Here is a 20,022-nt window from a genome sequence, read left to right as displayed (position 1 = left end):
CAGGCCGGTGACCCGTGACTATCCTGGGCGAAGAAGCGACGGCAGGGGGCTGATGGCGGTCAGGCGCATGCTCATCGCCGGTCGGTATCGACTCCTCGAGCCGGTCGGCTCCGGCGGCATGGGCCGGGTCTGGCTGGCCCGCGACGAGATGCTCGACCGGGACGTCGCGGTCAAGGAGTTCGTCCCGCCGTCCTGGATGACCGCCGAGGAGCAGGCCCGGCTGCGCACCCGCACGCTGCGCGAGGCCCGCAGCGCGGCCCGCCTCAACCACCCGCACGTGGTCCGCATCTACGACGTCGTGCACGCCGACGACCTGCCGTGGATCGTGATGGAGTACGTGCCCTCCCGCTCGCTGCATCAGGTCATCACCGAGGACGGCGCGTTCCCGCCGGCCGCGGCGGCCCGGATCGGCCTCGACGTGCTCGGCGCGATCACCGCCGCGCACCGGGCCGGCGTGCTGCACCGCGACGTCAAGCCGCACAACGTGCTGATCGGCACCGACGGCCGGGTGGTGCTCACCGACTTCGGGCTGGCCACGTTCGTCGACGACGGCTCGGTGACCGGCCCCGGCATGGTGGTCGGCTCACCGCAGTACGTCTCGCCGGAACGCGCCCGCGATGGCGCGTCCACCGTGGAGTCCGACCTGTGGTCCTTCGGCGCGACCCTGTACGCGGCCGTCGAGGGGCGGTCGCCGTTCGCCCGCGAGAGCGCGATGGCGACGCTGATGGCGCTGGCCACCGACGAGGCCGACCCGCCGGTGCAGGCCGGCCCGCTGGCGCCGGTGCTGGCCGGGCTGCTGCGCCGCGAGCCGGTCGAGCGGCTCACCGGCCCGGAGGTGGCCGAGCGACTGCTCGCGATCGTCGCGGAGGCGGGCCCGCTGCCGCCGGTGGCGAGGAGCACGGGGACGCTGTTCGGCCGTGCGGTCGTACCGGAACAGCGGAAGGCCCTCGACGACCAGCCGGCACGGGATCTCCCGGCCCGGGCCGAGCCGGCGCCGGCGGGCGGCCTCGGCGCCGCGCTCGCCGCGGCCCTGCCCGAGGTGGTCCATCCGCCCGGACCCGCCGCCGACCCGCCGGAGCAGCAGCCGAGCGAGCCGCTGATCCCCACCCAGCGCGCCGCCCCGGCCGCCGGCCCACCGGCTCGGCCGCGCCGCCGCCGGATCCTCGTCGCCGGGGTGGTCGTGGCGGTGCTCGCCGGCGGCGGCCTCGCCACCGGCCTGGTGCTGCGCGACGACGACCAACCGGCCGCGTCCGGCGCCACCCCGGGCGTCGCCACCTCGTCGGGTGCCGGCGGGAGCGCCGGCGGCTTCAGCCCGGTCAACTGCGCCAGCCCGGCGCCCTCCGGCCTGCCCCGCACCCCGGTCGCGGGGGCGGAGAAGCTGCGCCGCGGCATGGCGCTCTATCCCGGCTGGTCATATTTCAGCGACGCCGGCTACCACCTCGGGGTCCCGGACGGCTGGAGCTACCAGACGATTGGCACCACCGTCTGCTTCCGCGAGCCCGGCGGCCGCCGGATCCTCAGCATCGACCCGGACCGCAGCCCGCAGGGCGACCCGGTGCGGGCCTGCCGCAAGGAGGTGGAGCGGCTGCGCGCCACCGGCGAGCTGAAGAACTACACCGAGCTGCGGATCGACCCGGCACCCGGGCTGGCCCGGGCCGCCGACTGGGAATACACCTACGACGGGCGTGACGGCGAGCGGATGCACGCGATGACCCGGTGGCGCGCCGCCGACGACGGCCGGGCGTACGCGATCGGCTTCATGACCCTGGACGTCGATTGGCCCGGCAATTTCGAGAAATGGGCGATGATTCAGAGCACCTTCTTCACGGACTCCTGAGATATGGCTCAAGCGGTATGAATCCATAGACCTGTCTCTCTGCGATGCTCGGCGTGGCCGCCGCCACACCCTCGGCGACGGCGCCCCCCGAGCCCCGCGGAGGACACCCCGTGAGAGCAGTCCCCTTGATCGGCGCCACAGCCCTGGTCGCCGCCCTCTTCGCCGTTCCGGCGCAGGCCGCACCCGTCCAGGTGGCCGCGCCGGCCGCGCCCGACATCTCGGTCACCGACGTGAAGGCGCACCTGACCCAGCTCCAGTCGATCGCCACCGCCAACGGCGGCAACCGCGCGCACGGCCGGCCCGGCTACCTGGCCTCGGTGACCTACGTGAAGGGGCTGCTCGACGCGGCCGGCTTCACCACGCAGCAGCAGTCGTTCACCTACAACGGCGCGACCGGCTACAACCTGATCGCGGACTGGCCCGGCGGCGACACCACCGACACGCTGATGATCGGCGCGCACCTGGACAGCGTCACGGCCGGCCCCGGCATCAACGACAACGGCACCGGCTCCGCCGCGAACCTCGAGGTGGCGCTGGCCGTCGCCCGCACCGGGTTCCAGCCCGCCCGGCACCTGCGCTTCGGCTGGTGGGGCGCCGAGGAGCTGGGCCTGCGCGGCTCGACCGCGTACGTGAACTCGCTGACCTCGGCGCAGCGGGCGAACATCGGCGGCTACCTGAACTTCGACATGGTGGGCTCGCCGAACCCCGGCTACTTCCTGTACGACGGTGACAACTCCGACGGCACCGGCTCGGGTCCCGGGCCTGCCGGCTCCGCCGAGATCGAGGACACGCTGGAGGCGTACTTCACCTCGATCGGCGTGCCGACCCGGGGCACCGACTTCGACGGGCGCAGCGACTACGGCCCGTTCATCTCGGCGGGCATCCCGGCCGGCGGCATCTTCACCGGCGCGGAGGGTCGCAAGACCGCGGCCCAGGTCACCCTCTGGGGCGGCACGACCGGGGCGTTCGACCCCTGCTACCACGCCTCGTGCGACACCATCGCGAACGTCAACGACACCGCGCTGAACCGCAACTCGGACGCGATCGCGGCGGCCGTGTGGGCGCTCGCCGACGGCGGCACCGAGCCCCCGCCCACCGGGACGACGGTCTACTCGGACACCTTCGAGACCGCGACCGGCTGGACCACCGACGCCGGCGCCACCGACACCGCCACCGCCGGCCTCTTCGAGCGCGGCGACCCGGCCGCCACCACCTCCGGCGTGGCCACCCAGCTCGGCAGCACGGTGAGCGGGAGCTACGACCTGGTCACCGGCGCGACGGCCGGGGCCAGCGCGGGCGCCAACGACGTGGACGGCGGCGCCACCACCGTCCGGTCCCCGGCGATCACGCTGCCCACCGGCACGCTGACCCTGTCGTTCTCCTGGTACCTGGCGCACCTCAACAACGCCACCAGTGGCGACTACTTCCGGGTCCGGCTGATCTCCGGATCGACCACCACCACGCTCTTCACCCAGGCCGGGGCGGCCAGCAACCGGGCCGCCGCGTGGCAGTCCGCGAGCGTCGACCTCTCCGCCTATGCCGGGCAGTCGGTCCGGCTCCAGGTCGAGGCGGCGGACACCGGCACGGCCAGCCTGATCGAGGCGGCTGTGGACAACGTCACCATCACCCGCGCCTGACGTACGGGGCCAGGCGGGGGTGCGCCCACGGCGTACCCCCGCCAGGGGTTTCCGTCAGCGACCTTGCAGTTGTCGCTGCTATCTTTTGGCGATGATCGGCAGTATTCAGCCGGGCTCGGCCCGGCTTCCCGCATCCCCGGCCCGACCATGTTGATCCTGGTCGGCCTGCTGCTCGTCATCCTGGTGACGGCCGTCACCGGCTACTTCGTCGCCCAGGAGTTCGGCTACGTCGCGGTTGACCGCAGCCGCCTGCGCCAGGAGGCCGAGCAGGGCGACAAGGCCGCGGCCCGCGCCCTCAAGGTCACCGAACGGCTCTCGTTCGTGCTCTCCGGCGCGCAGCTCGGCATCACCGTCACCGCCCTGATCGTCGGCTACGTGGCCGAGCCCTTCCTCGGCGAGGGGTTCGCCGAGCTGCTCGGCGTGGCGGGCCTGCCCGACGCGGTGACCGTGCCGCTGTCGATCGTGCTGGGGCTGCTGATCGCGACCGTGGTGCAGATGGTCCTCGGCGAGCTGGCGCCCAAGAACTTCGCGATCGCCCGCGCGGAGACCCTCGCCAAGGCGCTCGCCCGGTCGACGCTGCTGTACCTGGCGGTCTTCGGGCCGATCATCAAGCTCTTCGACATGGCGGCGGCCCGGCTGCTGCGCTCGATCGGCATCGAGCCGATCGAGGAGCTGCCCGAGGGCGCCACCGAGGAGGACCTGGAGCAGATCATCGCCGAGTCCCGCGCCGAGGGTCACCTCGACCCGGAGCTCTCGGCGCTGCTCGACCGCGGCCTGGACTTCCGCCGCCGGACCGCGGCCGAGGTGATGGTGCCCCGGGTGGACGTGCACACGCTGCGTGGCAGCGACCCGGCCGCGCGGGTGGTGGACCTGCTGGACACCGGCCGCTCGCGCTTCCCGGTCCGCGCCGACTCCGGCGTCGACGAGATCATCGGCGTGGTCGGCATCTCCGACGTGCTCACGGTGCCGCCGGCCGACCGCGCGACGGTGCAGGTCGAGCAGCTGGCCGTGTCCCCGCTGTTCGTGCCGTCCTCGCTGCGGCTGCCCGAGGTGCTGGACCGGCTGCGCGGCGACCACCGGCAGCTGGCCTGCGTGGTCGACGAGTACGGCGGCTTCGCCGGCATCATCACGCTGGAGGACATCGCCGAGGAGCTGGTCGGCCCGATCCGTGACGAGGACGACCTGCCCGAGCCGGCCCCGGCCCGGCAGGAGGACGGCTCGTGGATCGTCCCGGCCCGCTGGCGCATCGACGAGGTCATCGACGCGACCGGCGTCGACCTGCCGGAGAGCGACGACTACGACACCCTGTCCGGCCTGGTGATGGCCGAGCTGGGCCGGGTGCCGCAGGTCGGCGACGCGGTGTCGCTGCCGTCCGGCGCCGGCCTGTCCGTGCTGTCGGTGGACCGGCACGTGCCGGGTGCCGTACGCCTCTCCGCCGCCCCCGGGCCCGCCGCCGTCTCCGCTTCCGCGCTCCTGGACGAGGAGGGTTCCCGATGAGCACCACCTGGGCCGCGATCTGTTCGGTGTTGCTGCTCGCCGGCAACGCCTTCTTCGTCGCCGCGGAATTCGCGCTGGTGGCGAGCAAGCGCTACCGCCTGGAGCACGCCGCCGCCGGGGGCAGCCGGGCCGCCCGCGCCGCGCTCGACGGCAGCCGGGAGCTGTCGCTGATGCTGGCCGCCGCCCAGCTCGGCATCACCCTGTGCTCGCTGGGCCTGGGCGCGCTCGCCGAGCCGGCCATCGAGCACCTGGTCCACCCGCTGCTGCACGGCATCGGCCTGCCGGACGTGCCGAGCGGCATCGTCGCGTTCCTGCTCGCGCTGGCCGTGGTCACGTTCCTGCACCTGGTGATCGGCGAGATGATGCCGAAGTCCTGGGCGATCACCGACCCGGAACACTCGGCGACGCTGCTGGCGCTGCCGTTCCGCGGCTTCGTCCGGCTGGTCCGCCCGGCGCTGCTGGCGCTGAACGCGCTGGCGAACGTGGCGCTGAAGCCGTTCGGCGTGCACCCGCAGGACCAGCTCGCCCAGGCGCACGGCCCGCAGGAGATGCACATCCTGCTGGAACGCTCCCGCGCGGAGGGCCTGATCGGCGCGGAGCAGACGGAGCTGCTGACCAGCATGCTCAAGCTGCAGGACACCAAGGTCGGCGACGTGATGACCCCGGACGACCAGCTGGTCACGGTGCCGCCGGAGGCCGCGGCGCTGGACGTCGAGGCCGCGTCGCTGGGCTGCGGCCGGTCCCGGCTGGTGGTGGTGTCGCCCACCGCCGAGGTGCTCGGCGTGGTGCACGTCCGCGACGCGATCCGGATCACCACGCGCGGCGGGACGGCCTCCGCAGCCGACCTGATGGACCCGCCGTTCGTGCTGGAGGCGGCGGTCACGGTGACGGACGCGGTGACCCGGATGCGCGCGGCCCGCGCCCAGTTCGCCATCGTCACCCGCAACCGCGGCCGGGTCGGCTTCGTCGCGCTGGAGGACCTGCTGGAGCAGGTGATCGGCGAGTTCGACGACGAGACCGACCCGGTGCCGGTCGGCCGGCGCATGCGCTGAGAGGATGACCCGATGGTCTTCGCGAGAGTGCTGCGGGCGTTCGGGGTCGGCGGCCCCAGCGTCGACACGGTCCTGACCGACCCGGCCACCCGCCCCGGCGGCACGCTGCGCGGCGAGGTCAGGGTGGCCGGCGGCGACTACGACGTGCTGATCGACAACATCGTGCTGGCCCTGGTCACCCGCGTGGAGGCGGAGGACGGCGAGGCGCTGCTGGAGTTCCACCGGGCGTCGGTGGCCGGCAACTTCACGCTGGTCGCGGGCGCCCGGCAGGACATCCCGTTCACCTTGACGGTGCCGTGGGAGACGCCGGTGACGCACGTGGCGGGCCGGCCGCTGGCCGGGATGACGATGGGCGTGCGCACCGAGCTGTCGGTGGCGAAGTCGGTCGACCAGGGTGACCTGGACGCGGTGGCGGTGCACCCGCTGCCGGCGCAGGAGCAGATCCTGGCGGCCTTCGACCGCCTGGGCTTCCGGCTGCGGCACGCCGACGTCGAACGCGGCGGCATCTACGGGGTACGCCAGGAGCTGCCCTTCTACCAGGAGATCGAGTTCGCCGCCCCGGCGGAGCACACGTCGGCGATCGACGAGGTCGAGGTGACGTTCGTGACCGACGAGTCGGGCACCGAGGTGATCCTGGAGTTCGACAAGCGCGGCGGGTTGCTGCGCGAGGGCCGGGACACGTACGCCCGGCACCGGGTCGAGCACGGCGAGGTGGCCGGCGTGGACTGGGTGTCGCTGGTGGAGGGCTGGGTCCACCAGGTCGTCGCCAGGCCGTAGCCCCGGGCGGGCCGGGTCAGCCGGCGGTGGCGGTGGCGAGCTTGATCCCGAAGCCGACGAACACCGCGCCGATCCCGGTCGCCACGCCCGCGGAGAGCCGCCGCCGGCGCCGGAACTGCCCCGCCAGGAACCGTCCGCCGAAGATCAGCGCGGTCAGGTACAGCGCGCTGAACACCTGCAGCACGGCGCCGAGCACCAGGAACGACAGGGCCGGATAGGCGTACCCCGGCTCGACGAACTGGATGAAGAACGACACCACGAACAGGATCGCCTTCGGGTTGAGCAGGCTGACCACCAGCGCCCGCCGGAACGGCCGCTGCATCCCGGCGGCGAGCCCGGTCGGCGGCGCCTGCTCCGGCTCGGCGCCGCGGTCCCGCCACTTGCGCCAGGAGCCGCGGATGATGCCGAAGCCGACCCAGGCCAGGTAGGCCGCACCGGCGTACTTGATCACCAGGAAGACCGGCGGATAGGTCCGCAGCAGGGACGCCACCCCGGCGGCGGCCAGCGCCATGAGCACCGCGTCACCGATGAAGACGCCGGCGGCGGCCCGGTATCCGGCGCGCACCCCGCGCTGCGCCCCGACCGTCAACACGAAGATCGAGTTGGGCCCGGGCAGCAGCACGATCGCGAGCGTGCCCAGCACGTACGTCCAGAAGTCGGTGATCCCCAGCACGCCTCCATCCTCAGCGCGACGGCCGGGCGGTGGCAGTGCCCGGAGGGACAGAAACGTGTGGCGTTGCGCACGGGCCCGCCGCGAGCCGGGCGCGGAGGCGCTCCGCCGCGGCCGGCCACTCCTCGACCGTCATCGCGAACAGCACCGTGTCCCGCCAGGTCCCGTCGGGCCGCAGCCGGTGCCGCCGGATGAGGCCGTCCCGGGTCGCGCCCAGCCGGGCGATCGCCCGCTGCGACCGTTGATTGCGGATGTCGGTGTGCCAGATCACCCGTTCCGCGCCCAGCACCTCGAAGGCCCGTTCGAGCAGCAGCAGCTTCGCCTCGGTGTTCACCCCGGTACGCCACCACCGGCGGCCCAGGATGGTGTGCCCGATGCCGACCGCGCGTCGTTCCGGGTCGATGTCGTGGTAGCTGGTCATGCCCAGCACCTCGCCGGTCCGCGGGTCGCACTGCGCCCACGAGACCCGCTCGCCGGCCCACTGCTGGGCGGCCGCGGTGGCGATGTGCCCGGCCATCTCGTCCCGGGTCCGGGGCCGCTCGGTGGGCAGGAACTGCCACGTCTCGTCGTCGCCGAGGGCCGCCAGCAGCCCGTCGGCGTGCCCGGGCGCCAGCGGCTCCAACGCGACGTGCTGCCCGCGCATCGGCGCCGCGAGGTGCCACGGCGAGGTCGGCCCCGGCAGGTACGCGGGCGGCGGGCCGCTGACTCCCGCGTCCGGCTCGGGCGGACCGGCGACCCGGCGCAACGGCAGCACGCCGGCCCAGTGCGGCAGCGACGCGTCCTCGGGGTCGTCGGCGACGCCGCCGGAGCGCGCCCGCACGGAGACCTCGACGAGCGGCAGCGCCAGCACAGTGGTGGTGGCCAGCTCCCGGGCCGTCGGCGGCCGGCTCTCCGCGCTGCGGCCGTGGCCCACCCGTTCCACCAGCGCCCGCATCGCCGCACCCTTCTCCGCCTCGTCGAGCACCGGTACGGCGTTGCCGTGCACCACGACCGACCGGTAGTTGGCGCTGTGGTGGAACTGCGAGCGGGCGTACACGATGCCGTCGAGCAGGGTGACCGACACGGCGACCGGCACCCCGTCGGCGCGGGCCCGCAGGCCCAGCCGGCCGCCCGAGGAGGCGTGCAGGTAGAGGGTGTCGCCGACGCGGACGTGCAGCGTGGGCAGCACCCGCGGCTCGCCGTCGACCACGAACGCGACGGCACAGTCGTACGCCTCGTCCAGGATGGCGTGGGCCGTCTCGCGCTCGTAGTACATCCGGTCGCGGTTGCGGGTGGCCGTGGTCCGATCGGTGGGCTGGTAGCGGTCGGTCACGGAGACCCTCCTTGCCATTCGGCCTGTACTAGTACAGAATCCATCTTGTGCCAGCACAGTATCAGGTCACCGGTTCCAGCGCCGCCGCCATTTCCGCCAGCATCGAGGCCGGGGTCCGCCGCGGCGACTGGTCCTCGGGCGATCCGCTGCCGCCCATCCGGCTGCTCGCCGACCACCTGCGGGTCAGCCCCGCGACCGTGGCCAAGGCCTACCAGGAGCTGCGGCAACGCGGCATCGTCGAGTCCGTCGGCCGGCAGGGCACCCGGATCCGGGCCCGCCCGGCGGTGGCCGGCTCGCGCTCCGCGCTCCGGCTGCCGGTGCCGGCGGGCGCGCTCGACCTGTCGGCCGGCGACCCCGACACCCGGCTGCTGCCGGCCCTGGGCCGCCATCTCCGTGCGGTGTCCGAGGAGGTCGGCCCTCCCCTGGGGTACGCGGCAGCCGGCGCGATGCCCGAGCTGATCGACGCCGCCCGGCCCCGCCTCGCCGCCGACGGTGTGCCGGTCGACGACGCCGCCATCACCGTCACCAACGGCACCCTCGACGCCATCGAACGCCTGCTGACCGCCCACCTGCGCCCGGGCGACTCGGTGGCCGTGGAGGATCCGGGCTGGGCCAACCTGCTGGACCTGCTGGCCGCGCTGGGGCTCGCCGCGGTGCCGGTCGCGGTCGACGACGAGGGCCCGCTGCCCGAACGGCTGGCGGCCGCCCTCGCCGCCGGGGTGGGCGCCGCCGTGATCACCACCCGGGCGCAGAACCCCACCGGGGCCGCGGTCAGCGCCGAGCGTGCCGTGGCGCTGCGCGCGGTGCTGGCCCGGAGCCCGGACGTGCTGCTCATCGAGGACGACCACGCCGCCGAGCTGGCCGGCGTCCCGCTGCACTGCCTCTGCGGCGTGACCTCGGCGTGGGCGTTCGTCCGGTCGGCCTCCAAGCCGTTCGGGCCCGACCTGCGCATCGCCGTCCTGGCCGGCGACGAGGCGACGATCGCCCGGGTGGTGGGCCGGATGCGGATCGGCGCCGGCTGGGTGTCCACAGTGCTGCAACGGCTGCTGCTGCGGCTCTGGCGCGACGTGGAGGCGACGGCCCGGATCACCGCGGCCGGCGCCGACTACGACCGCCGCCGCCGCGCGCTGCGCGAGGCCCTGACCGCCCGCGGGGTGCGGGCCCGCGGCGCCACCGGCATCAACATCTGGATCGACGTGCCGGACGAGACCCGGGCGGTGGCCACCCTGCGCGACGCCGGCTACGCGGTCGCCCCCGGTTCCCTGTTCCGGATCGACGCCCCACCCGGCGTACGGCTGACCGTCAGCCCCCTCGACGACGACGCGATCGAGGGCCTGGCCGACCGGGTCGCCGCCGCGGCCCGTCCCGGGGCCGTGCCGGCGCCGTCCCGATGAGTCGGATCGGGTGAACCCGCGCGCGTGGCCCGGAGGCCGCGGGGTAGAACGGTTCCATGGCTACGACGCAAGCCCCGCCCGGTGCCCAGGAGTTCATCCCCGCCGATGCGCGGAGCCTCGCGGAGCTCAAGCAGGCGGCGCCCGGCTGCCGCGGCTGCGAGCTCTACGAGGACGCCACCCAGGTGGTCTTCGGCCGGGGCGCGGAGCATGCCCGGCTGGTCCTGGTGGGGGAGCAGCCCGGCGACATCGAGGACCAGCAGGGGCTGCCCTTCGTGGGCCCGGCCGGCCGGCTGCTGCGCGACGCGGTCGACGAGGCCGGCATCGACCCGTCGATCATCTACCTGACCAACACCGTGAAGCACTTCCGGTTCGAGCTGCGCGGCCGGCGGCGCATCCACCAGACCCCGGGCCCGGCGCACATCACCGCCTGCCGGCCCTGGCTGGTGGCCGAGTTCGCGCTGCTCAAGCCGGATCTGGTGGTGGCGCTGGGCGCGACCGCGGCGAAGGCCCTCTTCGGACCGTCGTTCCGGGTGACGCGGTCGCGGGGCGAGCTGCTGCCGTGGCCGGCCGCGGCGCAGCGCCCGCAGGACTTCCCGGGCGCCGAGTCGCGCGCGCTGGCCACCATCCACCCGTCGGCGGTGCTGCGCGCCGACGACCGGGACGCCGCCTTCCGCGGCCTGGTCGACGACCTCAAGGTCGCGGCGACGGTGCTGGTCTGACCGGTACGGCGCAGAGTGACGCGGATCTCAACAGGACGTCGAGCGGGGCGATTCGGGCGCCGCGAGTAGTCTTTCGCCGTGCGGTTGACGGACTTCTGGGGGCGCCTGGAACAAGCCTTCGGCTCCGGCTATGCGCGGAGTCTCGCCGCCGATCAGACTTTTGCGGCGCTCGGCGGGCGCACCATTAACGAATCCATAGCTCAGGGTGTGGAGACGCTTACTATATGGCGCGCCGTGGTGTCCGAGTACCCCGATCGGGTGCCTGCCCGCCTGCGCTGACCCCTTTTTTCGTACGCTTGTTCTGGCGTGTTGCTCGATCGTCGTACACCTGTTCGGCTATCCTCTCAGCGGCGTAGTCATCCACAGGTCGCGACCGGGCGCCGGTTTTTGTCAGACCCTAGGTCTAGCGTGACCCGCGTGGTGAACAGAAGCAGCTCTTCGGCGAAGATGCCCGGGAAGTCGAATACAGGGGTGGCGGACATGGCGGCAGGACCTGATCGGGACAAGGCGCTAGACCTTGCTCTCGCGCAGATCGACAAGCAGTTCGGCAAGGGATCGGTGATGCGCCTCGGGGAGCGGCCGGTCACGCAGATGGCCGTCATCCCCACCGGCTCCATCGCCCTCGACATCGCGCTCGGCGTCGGCGGCCTGCCGCGCGGCCGGGTCGTCGAGGTCTTCGGGCCGGAGTCCAGCGGCAAGACGACAGTGGCTCTGCACGCGGTCGCGAACGCCCAGCGCGGCGGCGGCATCGCGGCCTTCATCGACGCGGAGCACGCGCTCGACCCCGACTACGCCCAGGCGCTCGGCGTCGACACCGACGCCCTGCTGGTGTCCCAGCCCGACACCGGTGAGCAGGCGCTCGAGATCGCGGACATGCTGATCCGCTCCGGCGCGCTCGACATCATCGTCATCGACTCGGTGGCCGCGCTCGTGCCGCGCGCCGAGATCGAGGGCGAGATGGGCGACAGCCACGTGGGCCTCCAGGCCCGCCTGATGAGCCAGGCGCTCCGGAAGATCACCGGCATCCTGAACAACTCCGGCACGACCGCCATCTTCATCAACCAGCTCCGCGAGAAGATCGGCGTCATGTTCGGCTCGCCCGAGACCACCACCGGTGGCCGCGCGCTGAAGTTCTACTCGTCGGTGCGCCTCGACGTGCGCCGCATCGAAAGCCTCAAGGACGGCACGGACGTGGTCGGCAACCGCACCCGCGTCAAGGTCGTGAAGAACAAGGTCGCGGCCCCGTTCAAGCAGGCCGAATTCGACATCATGTACGGCAAGGGCATCTCCCGCGAGGGCTCCCTGATCGACGTGGGCGTCGAGCAGAGCATCGTCCGCAAGTCCGGCGCCTGGTACACGTACGACGGCGACCAGCTGGGCCAGGGCAAGGAAAAGGCCCGCGAGTTCCTGAAGGACAACCCGGACGTCGCAGCCGAAATCGAAAAGAAGATCCTGGAAAAGCTCGGCGTAGGCCAGACCACCGGCGACGCCGCCGGCGGCCCGGAACTACCACCGGTCGACTTCTGACCGATGCGCCCGCCGCCAACACCATCCGCCGACCCCGGCCCGGACGGGCCGGGGTCACCCCGACGAACCGCCCCGCATCTCCCGCCGTCTGACGGTGGCGTGGCGCTTGGCGGTGGCGCGGGGTCGCTGGGGGGCCGCACGAGGACGGAGCCGAAGCTCGACGGACCGGCCGGTGTGTCTCCCGACCTCGCCTGCCAGGTGGGCATGTCTCCTTCCGTTCGAGTGGGCCCGCGGCTCGGCGACCCTGCATGCCCATCGCCTTCCGGCCAGCTGGCATCGCGTTCCGCCGGTCGTGGTCGGATGTCGTCGTCCGGGCCGGGGGTGTCTGGGTTGGCATCGCGTTCCGCCGGTCGTGGTCGGATGTCGTCGTCCGGGCTGGAGGTGTCTGGGTCGGCATCGCGTTTCGGCGGTTGGTCGGCAGGCGTGTTGTCCGCCGGGTTGATGGCGTCATCGCAGGCCGGCGGACCGCTGGTCGTGGCAGGACGGGGCTGAGGTCATGGCGGGTCGACGTGGCGCACGATCCGGGCGCGGCTGGGATGCGATCCCGCCCCGGCCGGCATCCGACGATCCTCCCGACGGCGAACTCCGGCCCGACGACCCGGAACGCGGCAACGTCGCGGGACGGCGCCGCCGGAGCTCGCCGGCAGGTGCCTCCTCCGGGGCCTTCGGCGCATCCGGCAGCCGACCCTTCGGCAACGGCAACGGCAACGGCAACCGCTCCGGCAACCGCGCCGGTTCCGGTGGCGGCGGACGCTCCGCAAAGGACACCACCGACCGCCCATCCGAAGCCCCACGGAGCGAATCCGAGATCGCCCGCGACATCTGTCTCCGCCAGCTCGCCGTGCGCCCCCGAACCCGCGCGGAGTTGGCAAAGGTCCTGGCCCGTAAGGAGATCTCCGAAGAGGTGATCGCCGAGGTCCTGGACCGCTACGATGAGGTCGGCATCATCGACGACGCCGCCTTCGCCCGCATGTGGGTGTCAACCCGCCACCAGGGTCGAGGCCTGGCCCGCCGCGCCCTCGCCAACGAACTGCGCCAGCACGGCGTGGAATCCGAGGTGGCGACCGAAGCACTGGAGACCCTGGACGACGAAGCCGAGGCAACAACGGCACGCGCCCTGGTCGACCGCAAGCTGCGCTCCGCACGAGGCACCCCCGACCAGGTGTTCCGCCGGCTGGTGGGGATGCTGGCCCGCAAGGGCTACCCGGCGGGCGTGGCAATCCAGGCGGTGAAGGAAGCACTCGCGTCCCGCGACGAAGAAGCCGCCGCCTTCGCCGATCAGATCGACGCGGACGCCCTGGCAGACGAAGCAACCGACTCCCTCTCCTGACCGGAGGCCGGCTCACTTCACGCATGCAATTTCGACCGCCGTCCCGAACGGTGAACTTCCTATCGCACCCCGATCACACCTCCATGCGGTTCGTCGCCATAGCCCGGGCGCTCGTTCGCTGCGGCGAAATGGCGACCAATCTCTGGTTGACAAGTCACCCGAGACCGCCGATTAACCTCCGCTGAGTCAAACGCGGCGAAATGCGGTAGCCGAGCGTCGGCGGTTCGCGTTCCGCCGCGCACACGGCCTCGGCACTCGCGCCGACAGCAGCGGTGACACCCAGCTGCACCTGCTCGTGCGCGCCGATCCCACGGTTTCAAGACGCGTTGATGTCGTCGCACCCGGCCGGCCCTTCGACGGGCTTTCAAGCGCCGGTCCACGGACCGCCGAATCACGTGAGCGACGGCACAAGTCGACCCATGCGCCCGCGTGCAGCCGGCGACTGAATGGTGACCGGTCACATCGTTTCGCGCCCGCCTCGCGCTTCCGCTGGAAGCGTTCTGTCACGTGTTATCCGTGGCCGCCGCCGCCCCGTGCGAGCCTCTCCGAATGCCAAGTGTCCGACTTCATCCATATTGTCAATCATGGATAGAAGTCTCCACCGATAGTCGGTAGGTTGCAGCCCGGACTACGGGGACCACTGTCCATTGCGGATGGCGGTCCCTCCACGGCACGGGGAGGAAAATGAAGACGAATCGACTCGCACGCCATCGCGGCGTGCGTGCTGCGGCTCGACTGGGCGTGCTCATCGGCGCGGTCGGTGTGGCTGCCCTGGCGGGCGCCAATGCCGCCAACGCCTCGACGATCACCGACTCCATGCGCGGCGTCGTGGTGCTCACCGAGCCGGCCGCCGCGGGGGACGACGACGCGTCGACCAAGGCCGAGGAGGACCCGGACGACCCGGGCGGCGGCGGAGGCGGCGAGGAGCCCGGCGACCCGGGTGGCGAGGACCCGGGTGGCGAGGACCCGGGTGGCGAGGACCCGGGTGGTGAAGATCCGGGTGGCGAGGACCCGGGTGGTGAAGATCCGGGTGGCGAGGACCCGGGTGGTGAAGAGCCCGGTGGCGGCGATCCCGGTCCTGCCGACCCGACCACTCCGCCCGACTCCGGCACCGGCGGCGGCACCGGCGATGACGACGATGACTCCGACGGTGGCGGCTCGGGCAACGGGGGCGACGACAACACCGCGGGTGGTGGAGGCGGCTCCAACTCGGGTGGCGGAGGTCTCCCGGTGACCGGCGCCAACGCCATCGGCATCGCAGGCCTCGGCGCAGCGATCGCCGCAGGCGGCGTCGGCCTGGTCCTCGTGACCCGACGCCGCCGCCTCGAAGGCGCAGACGCCTGATCCACTCCGCTCCGGCCCGCCGCCGCCTCGAAGGGGGCGGTAGCTGATCGGGTCCGGCTCGGCGCTGTTGTCCTGAGGGCGTGGACGCCTGATCTGGCTCGCCGCAGCACCAAGGGCACGGACGACGCCAGATCCACTCCGGCCCGGCGCTGGCGCCCTCGTCCTGAGGGCGGGAGCGCCTGACCGGGCTGGGCTCGGTGCGGTCGTCCTGAGGGCGGGAGCGCCTGACCGGGCTGGGCTCGGTGCGGTCGTCCTGAGGGCGGGAGCGCCTGACCGGGCTGGGCCCGGTGCGGTCGTCCTGAGGGTGAGGGTGCCTGATCGGGCTGGGCCCGGTGTCGTCGTCCTGAGGGGGTGCCTGATCGGGTCCGGCCCGCGGAGGTTACAGGCGCCTTCTCCGGCCCACCCCAAGCACTGAAGGCACGGACGCCTGATCCACCAAGGTCCGGCCCGGCGTCAACGCGCCGGGCCGGACCGGTAGGAAGCGACTCCGTCAGTCCAAGCCGGACGCTCATCCGGGCCGAGCGCCGATCCGGGTCCAACCGACGGCTCCCAGAGGCTTGATCCGGCGAGCGGCCGCCTCAACCCCGCTCCGGACCCGGGGCAGATCAACGCCGGCGCGAACAAGCGCCGATCCCGCCCGCCCGATCCAATCGCCAATCGCCCGGCTGCAGCAGGGAGAACTGCACGCGACTCGCCCCAAAGGCCACCCCGCCCCGGACCATCCGGCGAAGATCCGCAAGACACCAGCCATCGCCGTCGGTGGATCTTCCAGGGCTTCGCCGACAGCGCCGGACTGGTAATCTGCTGCGTCGTGACAGACGACGCCCACCCAGCTCAGCGTGGTGGCGGCCCGCTTCGCGAGGACGCTGACGCGACGGCTCAGGTCGTCCAGCACACAGCCGCCGCCAACGCCCCGGATGCGGACCTCCCGGGTCCTCCCGCCGGCGGAGAAACACCTGTTCAGCGCACTGATCCGACGCACCCCTCCGGCCCGCCGCCGACCACCGCTCCCACCAGGCCGCCGGACTACGGACCCCCGCCGGCGCCCCCGGCCCATTACCCCGGCCAGGGAACGGCACCGCCCGCCCCTGCAAATAGGGTCACAAGCGGCACACCAGACAGCTACGGCCCCTTCCACAACACCGCCACCCCCGGAACGCCAACGCCCGGCGCGGGCCCGGCCTACGGCGCACCCCCGGGAACACCACCGCCCGGCCCAGGCCCGACGTACGCCGCACCCCCAACCCCCACAGGCTTCGGCTACGAAGAAACCCCCACCTCAACCCCGCCGAGTTGGTCAGCCACCGACCCCATCTCCGGCGGCGCCCCCACCCCCGACCCGTACGGCTTCTCCGTAGCCCCGGCCGGCCCCCGCATCGAGCCCACCCCCAAGCAGCCCAAGTCCCGCCTCCTCCTCCCCGCCCTCGCCGGCCTCCTCGCCGGGCTGGTGATCTTCGGAACCGGCGGCTGGTTCCTCGGCCGCTCCACCGCCGCCGACCCCGCCCCGGCCCCGACTCAGGCCACCCCCGCGCCCACTGCCGGCGCGCTGCCGCCGTACGAGCAGAACCAGGTGGCGATCAACCAGCCGAAGTTCACCGGCGCGCTTGCGCCGGTCGCGCAGGGCTGGCTGGCTCAGCTCTCCGGCTGTTCGCGCAGCGGCGAGAAGGGTGGCCCGGCGCTCAACAAGGGGGAGAAGACCCGGGTCCGCTGCGAGATGGACGCGATGAGCGTGATCTTCGTCGAGTACGCCACCGTCGCCGATCGGGACAAGGCGGCGGTCAAGACCCTCGGCCAGGCCGTCGACGCTCGCACGCTCACCCCCGGCGCCGGCGACGCCACCCGGAAGGCCACGCCCTCCGGCCGGACCAACGGCAACTACGTTGAGTACGCGTACCAGGCTTCCGGCCGGACCGTCAGCGGCATCTGGTGGGACGACTCCGCCACCCCGGTCGCCGCTTACCTGCTGGCTTACTGGAAGGAAGGGACGGGGCAGAAGTGGGAGCCGATGCGTGACGTCTGGGCCCGCTACGCCTGAAATGCCCCGCAACGTACGTGAGCAGGGCGTGAGCAGGTCTGTGCCGTACGTCCCATCCGCTGCCGAATCATGAGTCCTTGACCGAAGCGGCACTCGCGACCTAGCCTCGCGTTACACAGGTTTGCTCGACCACGCAGGCTAAGCGCACAACATAGATCGCATTACATTACGGCATCACTTCAGGCGCAGGGCGCCGTCGATGCCTCCGCCGCCCGCAGACCGCGCGGGCGGGGGCCAGACATACCCTGAGGTCAGTCCTCGACGCCGTACCTGGCGCCGTTGGTTGATCGCGCCTGCGGTCAGTCGCCTTGGTCGGGCAGCGCCACAGGCAGCCGACGCAGCGATGCGGCGCGGCGAAGGGAGACACGGCGAAGATGACCCTCGAGTGGGTGCTCGTGGTGGCGATCGTCGTTCTCGCCGCCTTCGTGGTGGCCGGCCTGGTCCTGGGCGCCCGTGCGCTGCGTTCCCTGCAGGAGAGCAAGACCGCCGACCGGGACCGCCGGGAGCAGACGCTCGACGACGCCAAGGCCAAGGTCGACGACGCGAACGCGAAGGCCGCGTCCGTACGGGCGGAAGCTGCCGCCGCCAAGGCCGAAGCGACCTCCGCGCGGGCCGAGGCCCGCCGGGTTCTGGAGGCCGCCCACGAGGAGGCCGACACGATCCTCGAACACGCCCACCGCCAGGCGGAGTCGGACGCGGAGCAGGTCCGCGCGGCCGCGCGGCGCAGCGGCGAACGCGAGGTCGCCCTGCTGAACGCGACGGCCAAGGAGCACGCCGCGGAGGTCGAGCGCCGCGCCGCCCGCATCGACGAGCGCGAACGCCTGCACGCCGACGAGGTGGAGCGCCTGGTCGAGCGGGAACGCCGGCTGGCCGCGATGGACACCGACCTGGCCACCCGCGAGGCCGCGCTGACGGTCCGTGAGGCCGAGCTGACCGCCGCCGAGGAGAACCGCCGCAAGGAGCTCGAACGGGTCGCCGGCCTGACCGCCGACGCCGCCCGCGCCGAACTGATCGACACCATCGAGAGCCAGGCCAAGCGCGAAGCCGCGATCCTCATCCGCGACATCGAGAGCGACGCGAAGCACACCGCCGACACCCGCGCCCGGCACATCGTGGTCGACGCGATCCAGCGGATCGCCAGCGAGCAGACCGCGGAAAGCGTGGTCAGCGTCCTGCACCTGCCGAGCGACGAGATGAAGGGCCGGATCATCGGCCGCGAGGGCCGCAACATCCGGGCCTTCGAGTCGACCACCGGCGTCAACCTGATCATCGACGACACCCCGGAAGCGGTCCTGCTCTCCTGCTTCGACCCGGTGCGCCGCGAGGTGGGCCGGCTCACGCTGGAGAAACTGGTCCTGGACGGCCGGATCCACCCGCACCGCATCGAGGAAGTCTTCGACAGCGCCAAGAACGAGGTCGACCGGCTGTGCGAACGCGCGGCCGAGGACGCCCTGGTCGACGTCGGCATCACCGACATCCACCCGGAGCTGGCGACCCTGCTGGGCCGGCTGCGCTACCGCACCAGCTACGGCCAGAACGTCCTCAAGCACCTGGTGGAAACCGCCCACATCGCCGGCATCATGGCCGCGGAACTGGGCCTGGACGTCCCGACGATCAAGCGCTCCGCGTTCCTGCACGACATCGGCAAGGCCCTGACCCACGAGGTGGAAGGCAGCCACGCCCTGATCGGCGCGGACCTGGCCCGCAAGTACGGCGAGTCCGAAGACGTCGTGCACGCCATCGAAGCGCATCACAACGAGGTCCAACCGCAGACCATCGAGGCGGTGCTGACCCAGGCCGCGGACGCCTGCTCCGGCGGCCGCCCGGGCGCCCGCCGCGAAAGCCTGGAAGCCTACGTGAAGCGCCTCGAACGCATCGAAGAAATCGCCGCCGGCAAGGTCGGCGTCGACAAGGTCTTCGCGATGCAAGCAGGCCGCGAAATCCGCGTCATGGTCCGCCCGGACGACGTCGACGACATCGGCGCCGCGGTCCTGGCCCGCGACGTAGCCAAACAAATCGAAGAAGAACTGACCTACCCCGGCCAAATCCGAGTAACAGTAGTCCGCGAATCCCGAGTAACAGAACTAGCCCGCTAACCCAAGCCCAAGCCCAAGTTCAAGAGCAAGTTCAAGAGCAAGAGCAAGAGCAAGAGCAAGTTCAAAATCAGGATGTCGTGCCTGATTGCATGGCCCTGACCGTCGCTCCCGCCGAACGCAGGCTGATTGCACGGATATATCCGGCTTCCGCCGATTGCATGCCAGACCAGGGCTGGACCAGGCCGAGGGCTTGGGGGTCGAAAGCCAGGGCTGGCCTGGGGCTCGGGGTCGAAAGCCAGGGCCGGGCTGGGGCATGGGGTCGGGAGCCGGGCCGGGCCGGGAGCTGGGCCGGGCCGAGAGCTGGGGCTTGGGCCGGGAGCTGGGGCTTGGGGTCGGGAGCTGGGCCGGGGCGGGGGAGCTGGGCCCGGGGAGCTGGGCCTGGAGAACCGGGTCGGGAACTGGGCCGGCGCCGGGGCCGGGCCGGGCCGGGGAGAGCTGGGGCCGGGAGTTGGGCTAGGCCGGGGGAAGCTGGGCCCGGGGAACTGGGCCCGGAGAACCGAACCGGGAATGGTCTATCAGCCCGGAGCAACCCACCGCCCAGCCGAAACCCGCTGACCGCAACCGGCGCGGAATGTTTGCTTGACCACCATCCCAGCTCGGCCTGCCCAACCGACTCCCCTGGACCAACCACAGCGCGGAAGCCAGACCACCAACCGCAAGGGGATCACCAAGGCCGAACCATGCACCCAGCGGCGAGCAACCAAGAACCTGCCCGAAACAGGCCCCCATGCAAGGCGGGGGCCGGGGGTGACCACGCACGGCATAGAAACGATCCACCAGCCGTGCGTGGTCACC

General features: G+C 72.5%; 15 protein-coding genes. 13 read left to right on the top strand and 2 right to left on the bottom strand.

Translation table 11 applies throughout. The features are described from left to right. Window positions 1-67 precede the first annotated feature (67 nt). From ACIBQZ_RS25310 to ACIBQZ_RS25290, 5 genes are all read left to right on the top strand, one after another. A complete protein-coding gene (locus tag ACIBQZ_RS25310; RefSeq protein WP_396091241.1) occupies window positions 68-1,837 on the top strand; it encodes a protein kinase in 1,770 nt (589 codons plus the stop codon). Window positions 1,838-1,965: 128 nt separating this feature from the next. Next, a complete protein-coding gene (locus ACIBQZ_RS25305; RefSeq protein WP_396091310.1) occupies window positions 1,966-3,474 on the top strand; it encodes a M28 family peptidase in 1,509 nt (502 codons plus the stop codon). Between the two features lie 147 nt (window positions 3,475-3,621). Beyond that, window positions 3,622-4,971, top strand: a complete 1,350-nt coding sequence (locus ACIBQZ_RS25300) for a hemolysin family protein (protein WP_396091240.1) — start codon at window positions 3,622-3,624, stop codon at window positions 4,969-4,971. Then, complete coding sequence (locus ACIBQZ_RS25295; protein ID WP_396091239.1) at window positions 4,968-6,023, top strand: hemolysin family protein; 1,056 nt, start codon at window positions 4,968-4,970, stop codon at window positions 6,021-6,023. The genes ACIBQZ_RS25300 and ACIBQZ_RS25295 overlap by 4 nt, the downstream gene beginning before the upstream one ends. A gap of 12 nt (window positions 6,024-6,035) precedes the next feature. Then, window positions 6,036-6,800, top strand: coding sequence for a sporulation protein (locus ACIBQZ_RS25290; protein ID WP_396091238.1), 765 nt, complete (start codon window positions 6,036-6,038; stop codon window positions 6,798-6,800). Between the two features lie 16 nt (window positions 6,801-6,816). On the opposite strand, the gene leuE is transcribed toward ACIBQZ_RS25290, so the two are convergent. Beyond that, complete coding sequence (gene leuE / locus ACIBQZ_RS25285) at window positions 6,817-7,473, bottom strand: leucine efflux protein LeuE (protein ID WP_396091237.1); 657 nt, start codon at window positions 7,471-7,473, stop codon at window positions 6,817-6,819. Between the two features lie 10 nt (window positions 7,474-7,483). Then, a complete protein-coding gene (locus tag ACIBQZ_RS25280) occupies window positions 7,484-8,800 on the bottom strand; it encodes a bifunctional pyridoxamine 5'-phosphate oxidase family protein/GNAT family N-acetyltransferase (protein ID WP_396091236.1) in 1,317 nt (438 codons plus the stop codon). A 29-nt stretch (window positions 8,801-8,829) separates the two neighbouring features. Here ACIBQZ_RS25280 and ACIBQZ_RS25275 point away from each other — a divergent pair, with 29 nt between their 5' ends. The 8 genes from ACIBQZ_RS25275 to rny all read left to right on the top strand — a co-directional run bounded on the left by ACIBQZ_RS25275 (window position 8,830) and on the right by rny (window position 19,227). After that, window positions 8,830-10,176 (top strand): aminotransferase class I/II-fold pyridoxal phosphate-dependent enzyme, encoded by a 1,347-nt coding sequence (locus ACIBQZ_RS25275; protein ID WP_396091235.1) that lies wholly within the window; start codon window positions 8,830-8,832, stop codon window positions 10,174-10,176. A 56-nt stretch (window positions 10,177-10,232) separates the two neighbouring features. Continuing rightward, a complete protein-coding gene (locus ACIBQZ_RS25270; protein WP_396091234.1) occupies window positions 10,233-10,895 on the top strand; it encodes a UdgX family uracil-DNA binding protein in 663 nt (220 codons plus the stop codon). Window positions 10,896-10,973: 78 nt separating this feature from the next. Then, window positions 10,974-11,174: a DUF3046 domain-containing protein gene (locus ACIBQZ_RS25265; RefSeq protein WP_396091233.1), complete on the top strand. Its 201-nt coding sequence runs from the start codon at window positions 10,974-10,976 to the stop codon at window positions 11,172-11,174. A 201-nt stretch (window positions 11,175-11,375) separates the two neighbouring features. Then, entirely contained in the window at window positions 11,376-12,422 is a 1,047-nt protein-coding gene (gene recA, locus ACIBQZ_RS25260; protein WP_396091309.1) for a recombinase RecA, read from the top strand. A gap of 496 nt (window positions 12,423-12,918) precedes the next feature. Next, the gene (locus ACIBQZ_RS25255; protein ID WP_396091232.1) at window positions 12,919-13,752 is read left to right on the top strand and encodes a regulatory protein RecX; all 834 of its coding nucleotides are present in this window, start codon (window positions 12,919-12,921) and stop codon (window positions 13,750-13,752) included. Between the two features lie 717 nt (window positions 13,753-14,469). Then, the gene (locus ACIBQZ_RS25250) at window positions 14,470-15,096 is read left to right on the top strand and encodes an LPXTG cell wall anchor domain-containing protein (protein WP_396091231.1); all 627 of its coding nucleotides are present in this window, start codon (window positions 14,470-14,472) and stop codon (window positions 15,094-15,096) included. A 1,447-nt stretch (window positions 15,097-16,543) separates the two neighbouring features. Further along, entirely contained in the window at window positions 16,544-17,131 is a 588-nt protein-coding gene (locus ACIBQZ_RS25245) for a hypothetical protein (RefSeq protein WP_396091230.1), read from the top strand. Window positions 17,132-17,505: 374 nt separating this feature from the next. After that, window positions 17,506-19,227: a ribonuclease Y gene (rny, locus tag ACIBQZ_RS25240; RefSeq protein WP_396091229.1), complete on the top strand. Its 1,722-nt coding sequence runs from the start codon at window positions 17,506-17,508 to the stop codon at window positions 19,225-19,227. The last annotated feature ends 795 nt before the right edge of the window (window positions 19,228-20,022 follow it).

Origin of the sequence: Actinoplanes sp. NPDC049599 (assembly GCF_044465625.1) — a bacterium.
GTDB lineage: Bacteria > Actinomycetota > Actinomycetes > Mycobacteriales > Micromonosporaceae > Actinoplanes.
This window is presented reverse-complemented; position numbering and strand designations above follow the sequence as displayed.

Bases quoted from the DNA above. Each gene is read 5' to 3' on its own strand.
- ACIBQZ_RS25310 (WP_396091241.1), top strand. From the start codon at position 68: ATGCTCATCGCCGGTCGGTATCGACTCCTCGAGCCGGTCGGCTCCGGC.
- ACIBQZ_RS25300 (WP_396091240.1), top strand. From the start codon at position 3,622: ATGTTGATCCTGGTCGGCCTGCTGCTCGTCATCCTGGTGACGGCCGTC.
- ACIBQZ_RS25295 (WP_396091239.1), top strand. From the start codon at position 4,968: ATGAGCACCACCTGGGCCGCGATCTGTTCGGTGTTGCTGCTCGCCGGC.
- ACIBQZ_RS25290 (WP_396091238.1), top strand. From the start codon at position 6,036: ATGGTCTTCGCGAGAGTGCTGCGGGCGTTCGGGGTCGGCGGCCCCAGC.
- ACIBQZ_RS25280 (WP_396091236.1), bottom strand. From the start codon at position 8,800: ATGGCAAGGAGGGTCTCCGTGACCGACCGCTACCAGCCCACCGATCGG.
- ACIBQZ_RS25270 (WP_396091234.1), top strand. From the start codon at position 10,233: ATGGCTACGACGCAAGCCCCGCCCGGTGCCCAGGAGTTCATCCCCGCC.
- recA (WP_396091309.1), top strand. From the start codon at position 11,376: ATGGCGGCAGGACCTGATCGGGACAAGGCGCTAGACCTTGCTCTCGCG.
- ACIBQZ_RS25255 (WP_396091232.1), top strand. From the start codon at position 12,919: ATGGCGGGTCGACGTGGCGCACGATCCGGGCGCGGCTGGGATGCGATC.
- rny (WP_396091229.1), top strand. From the start codon at position 17,506: ATGACCCTCGAGTGGGTGCTCGTGGTGGCGATCGTCGTTCTCGCCGCC.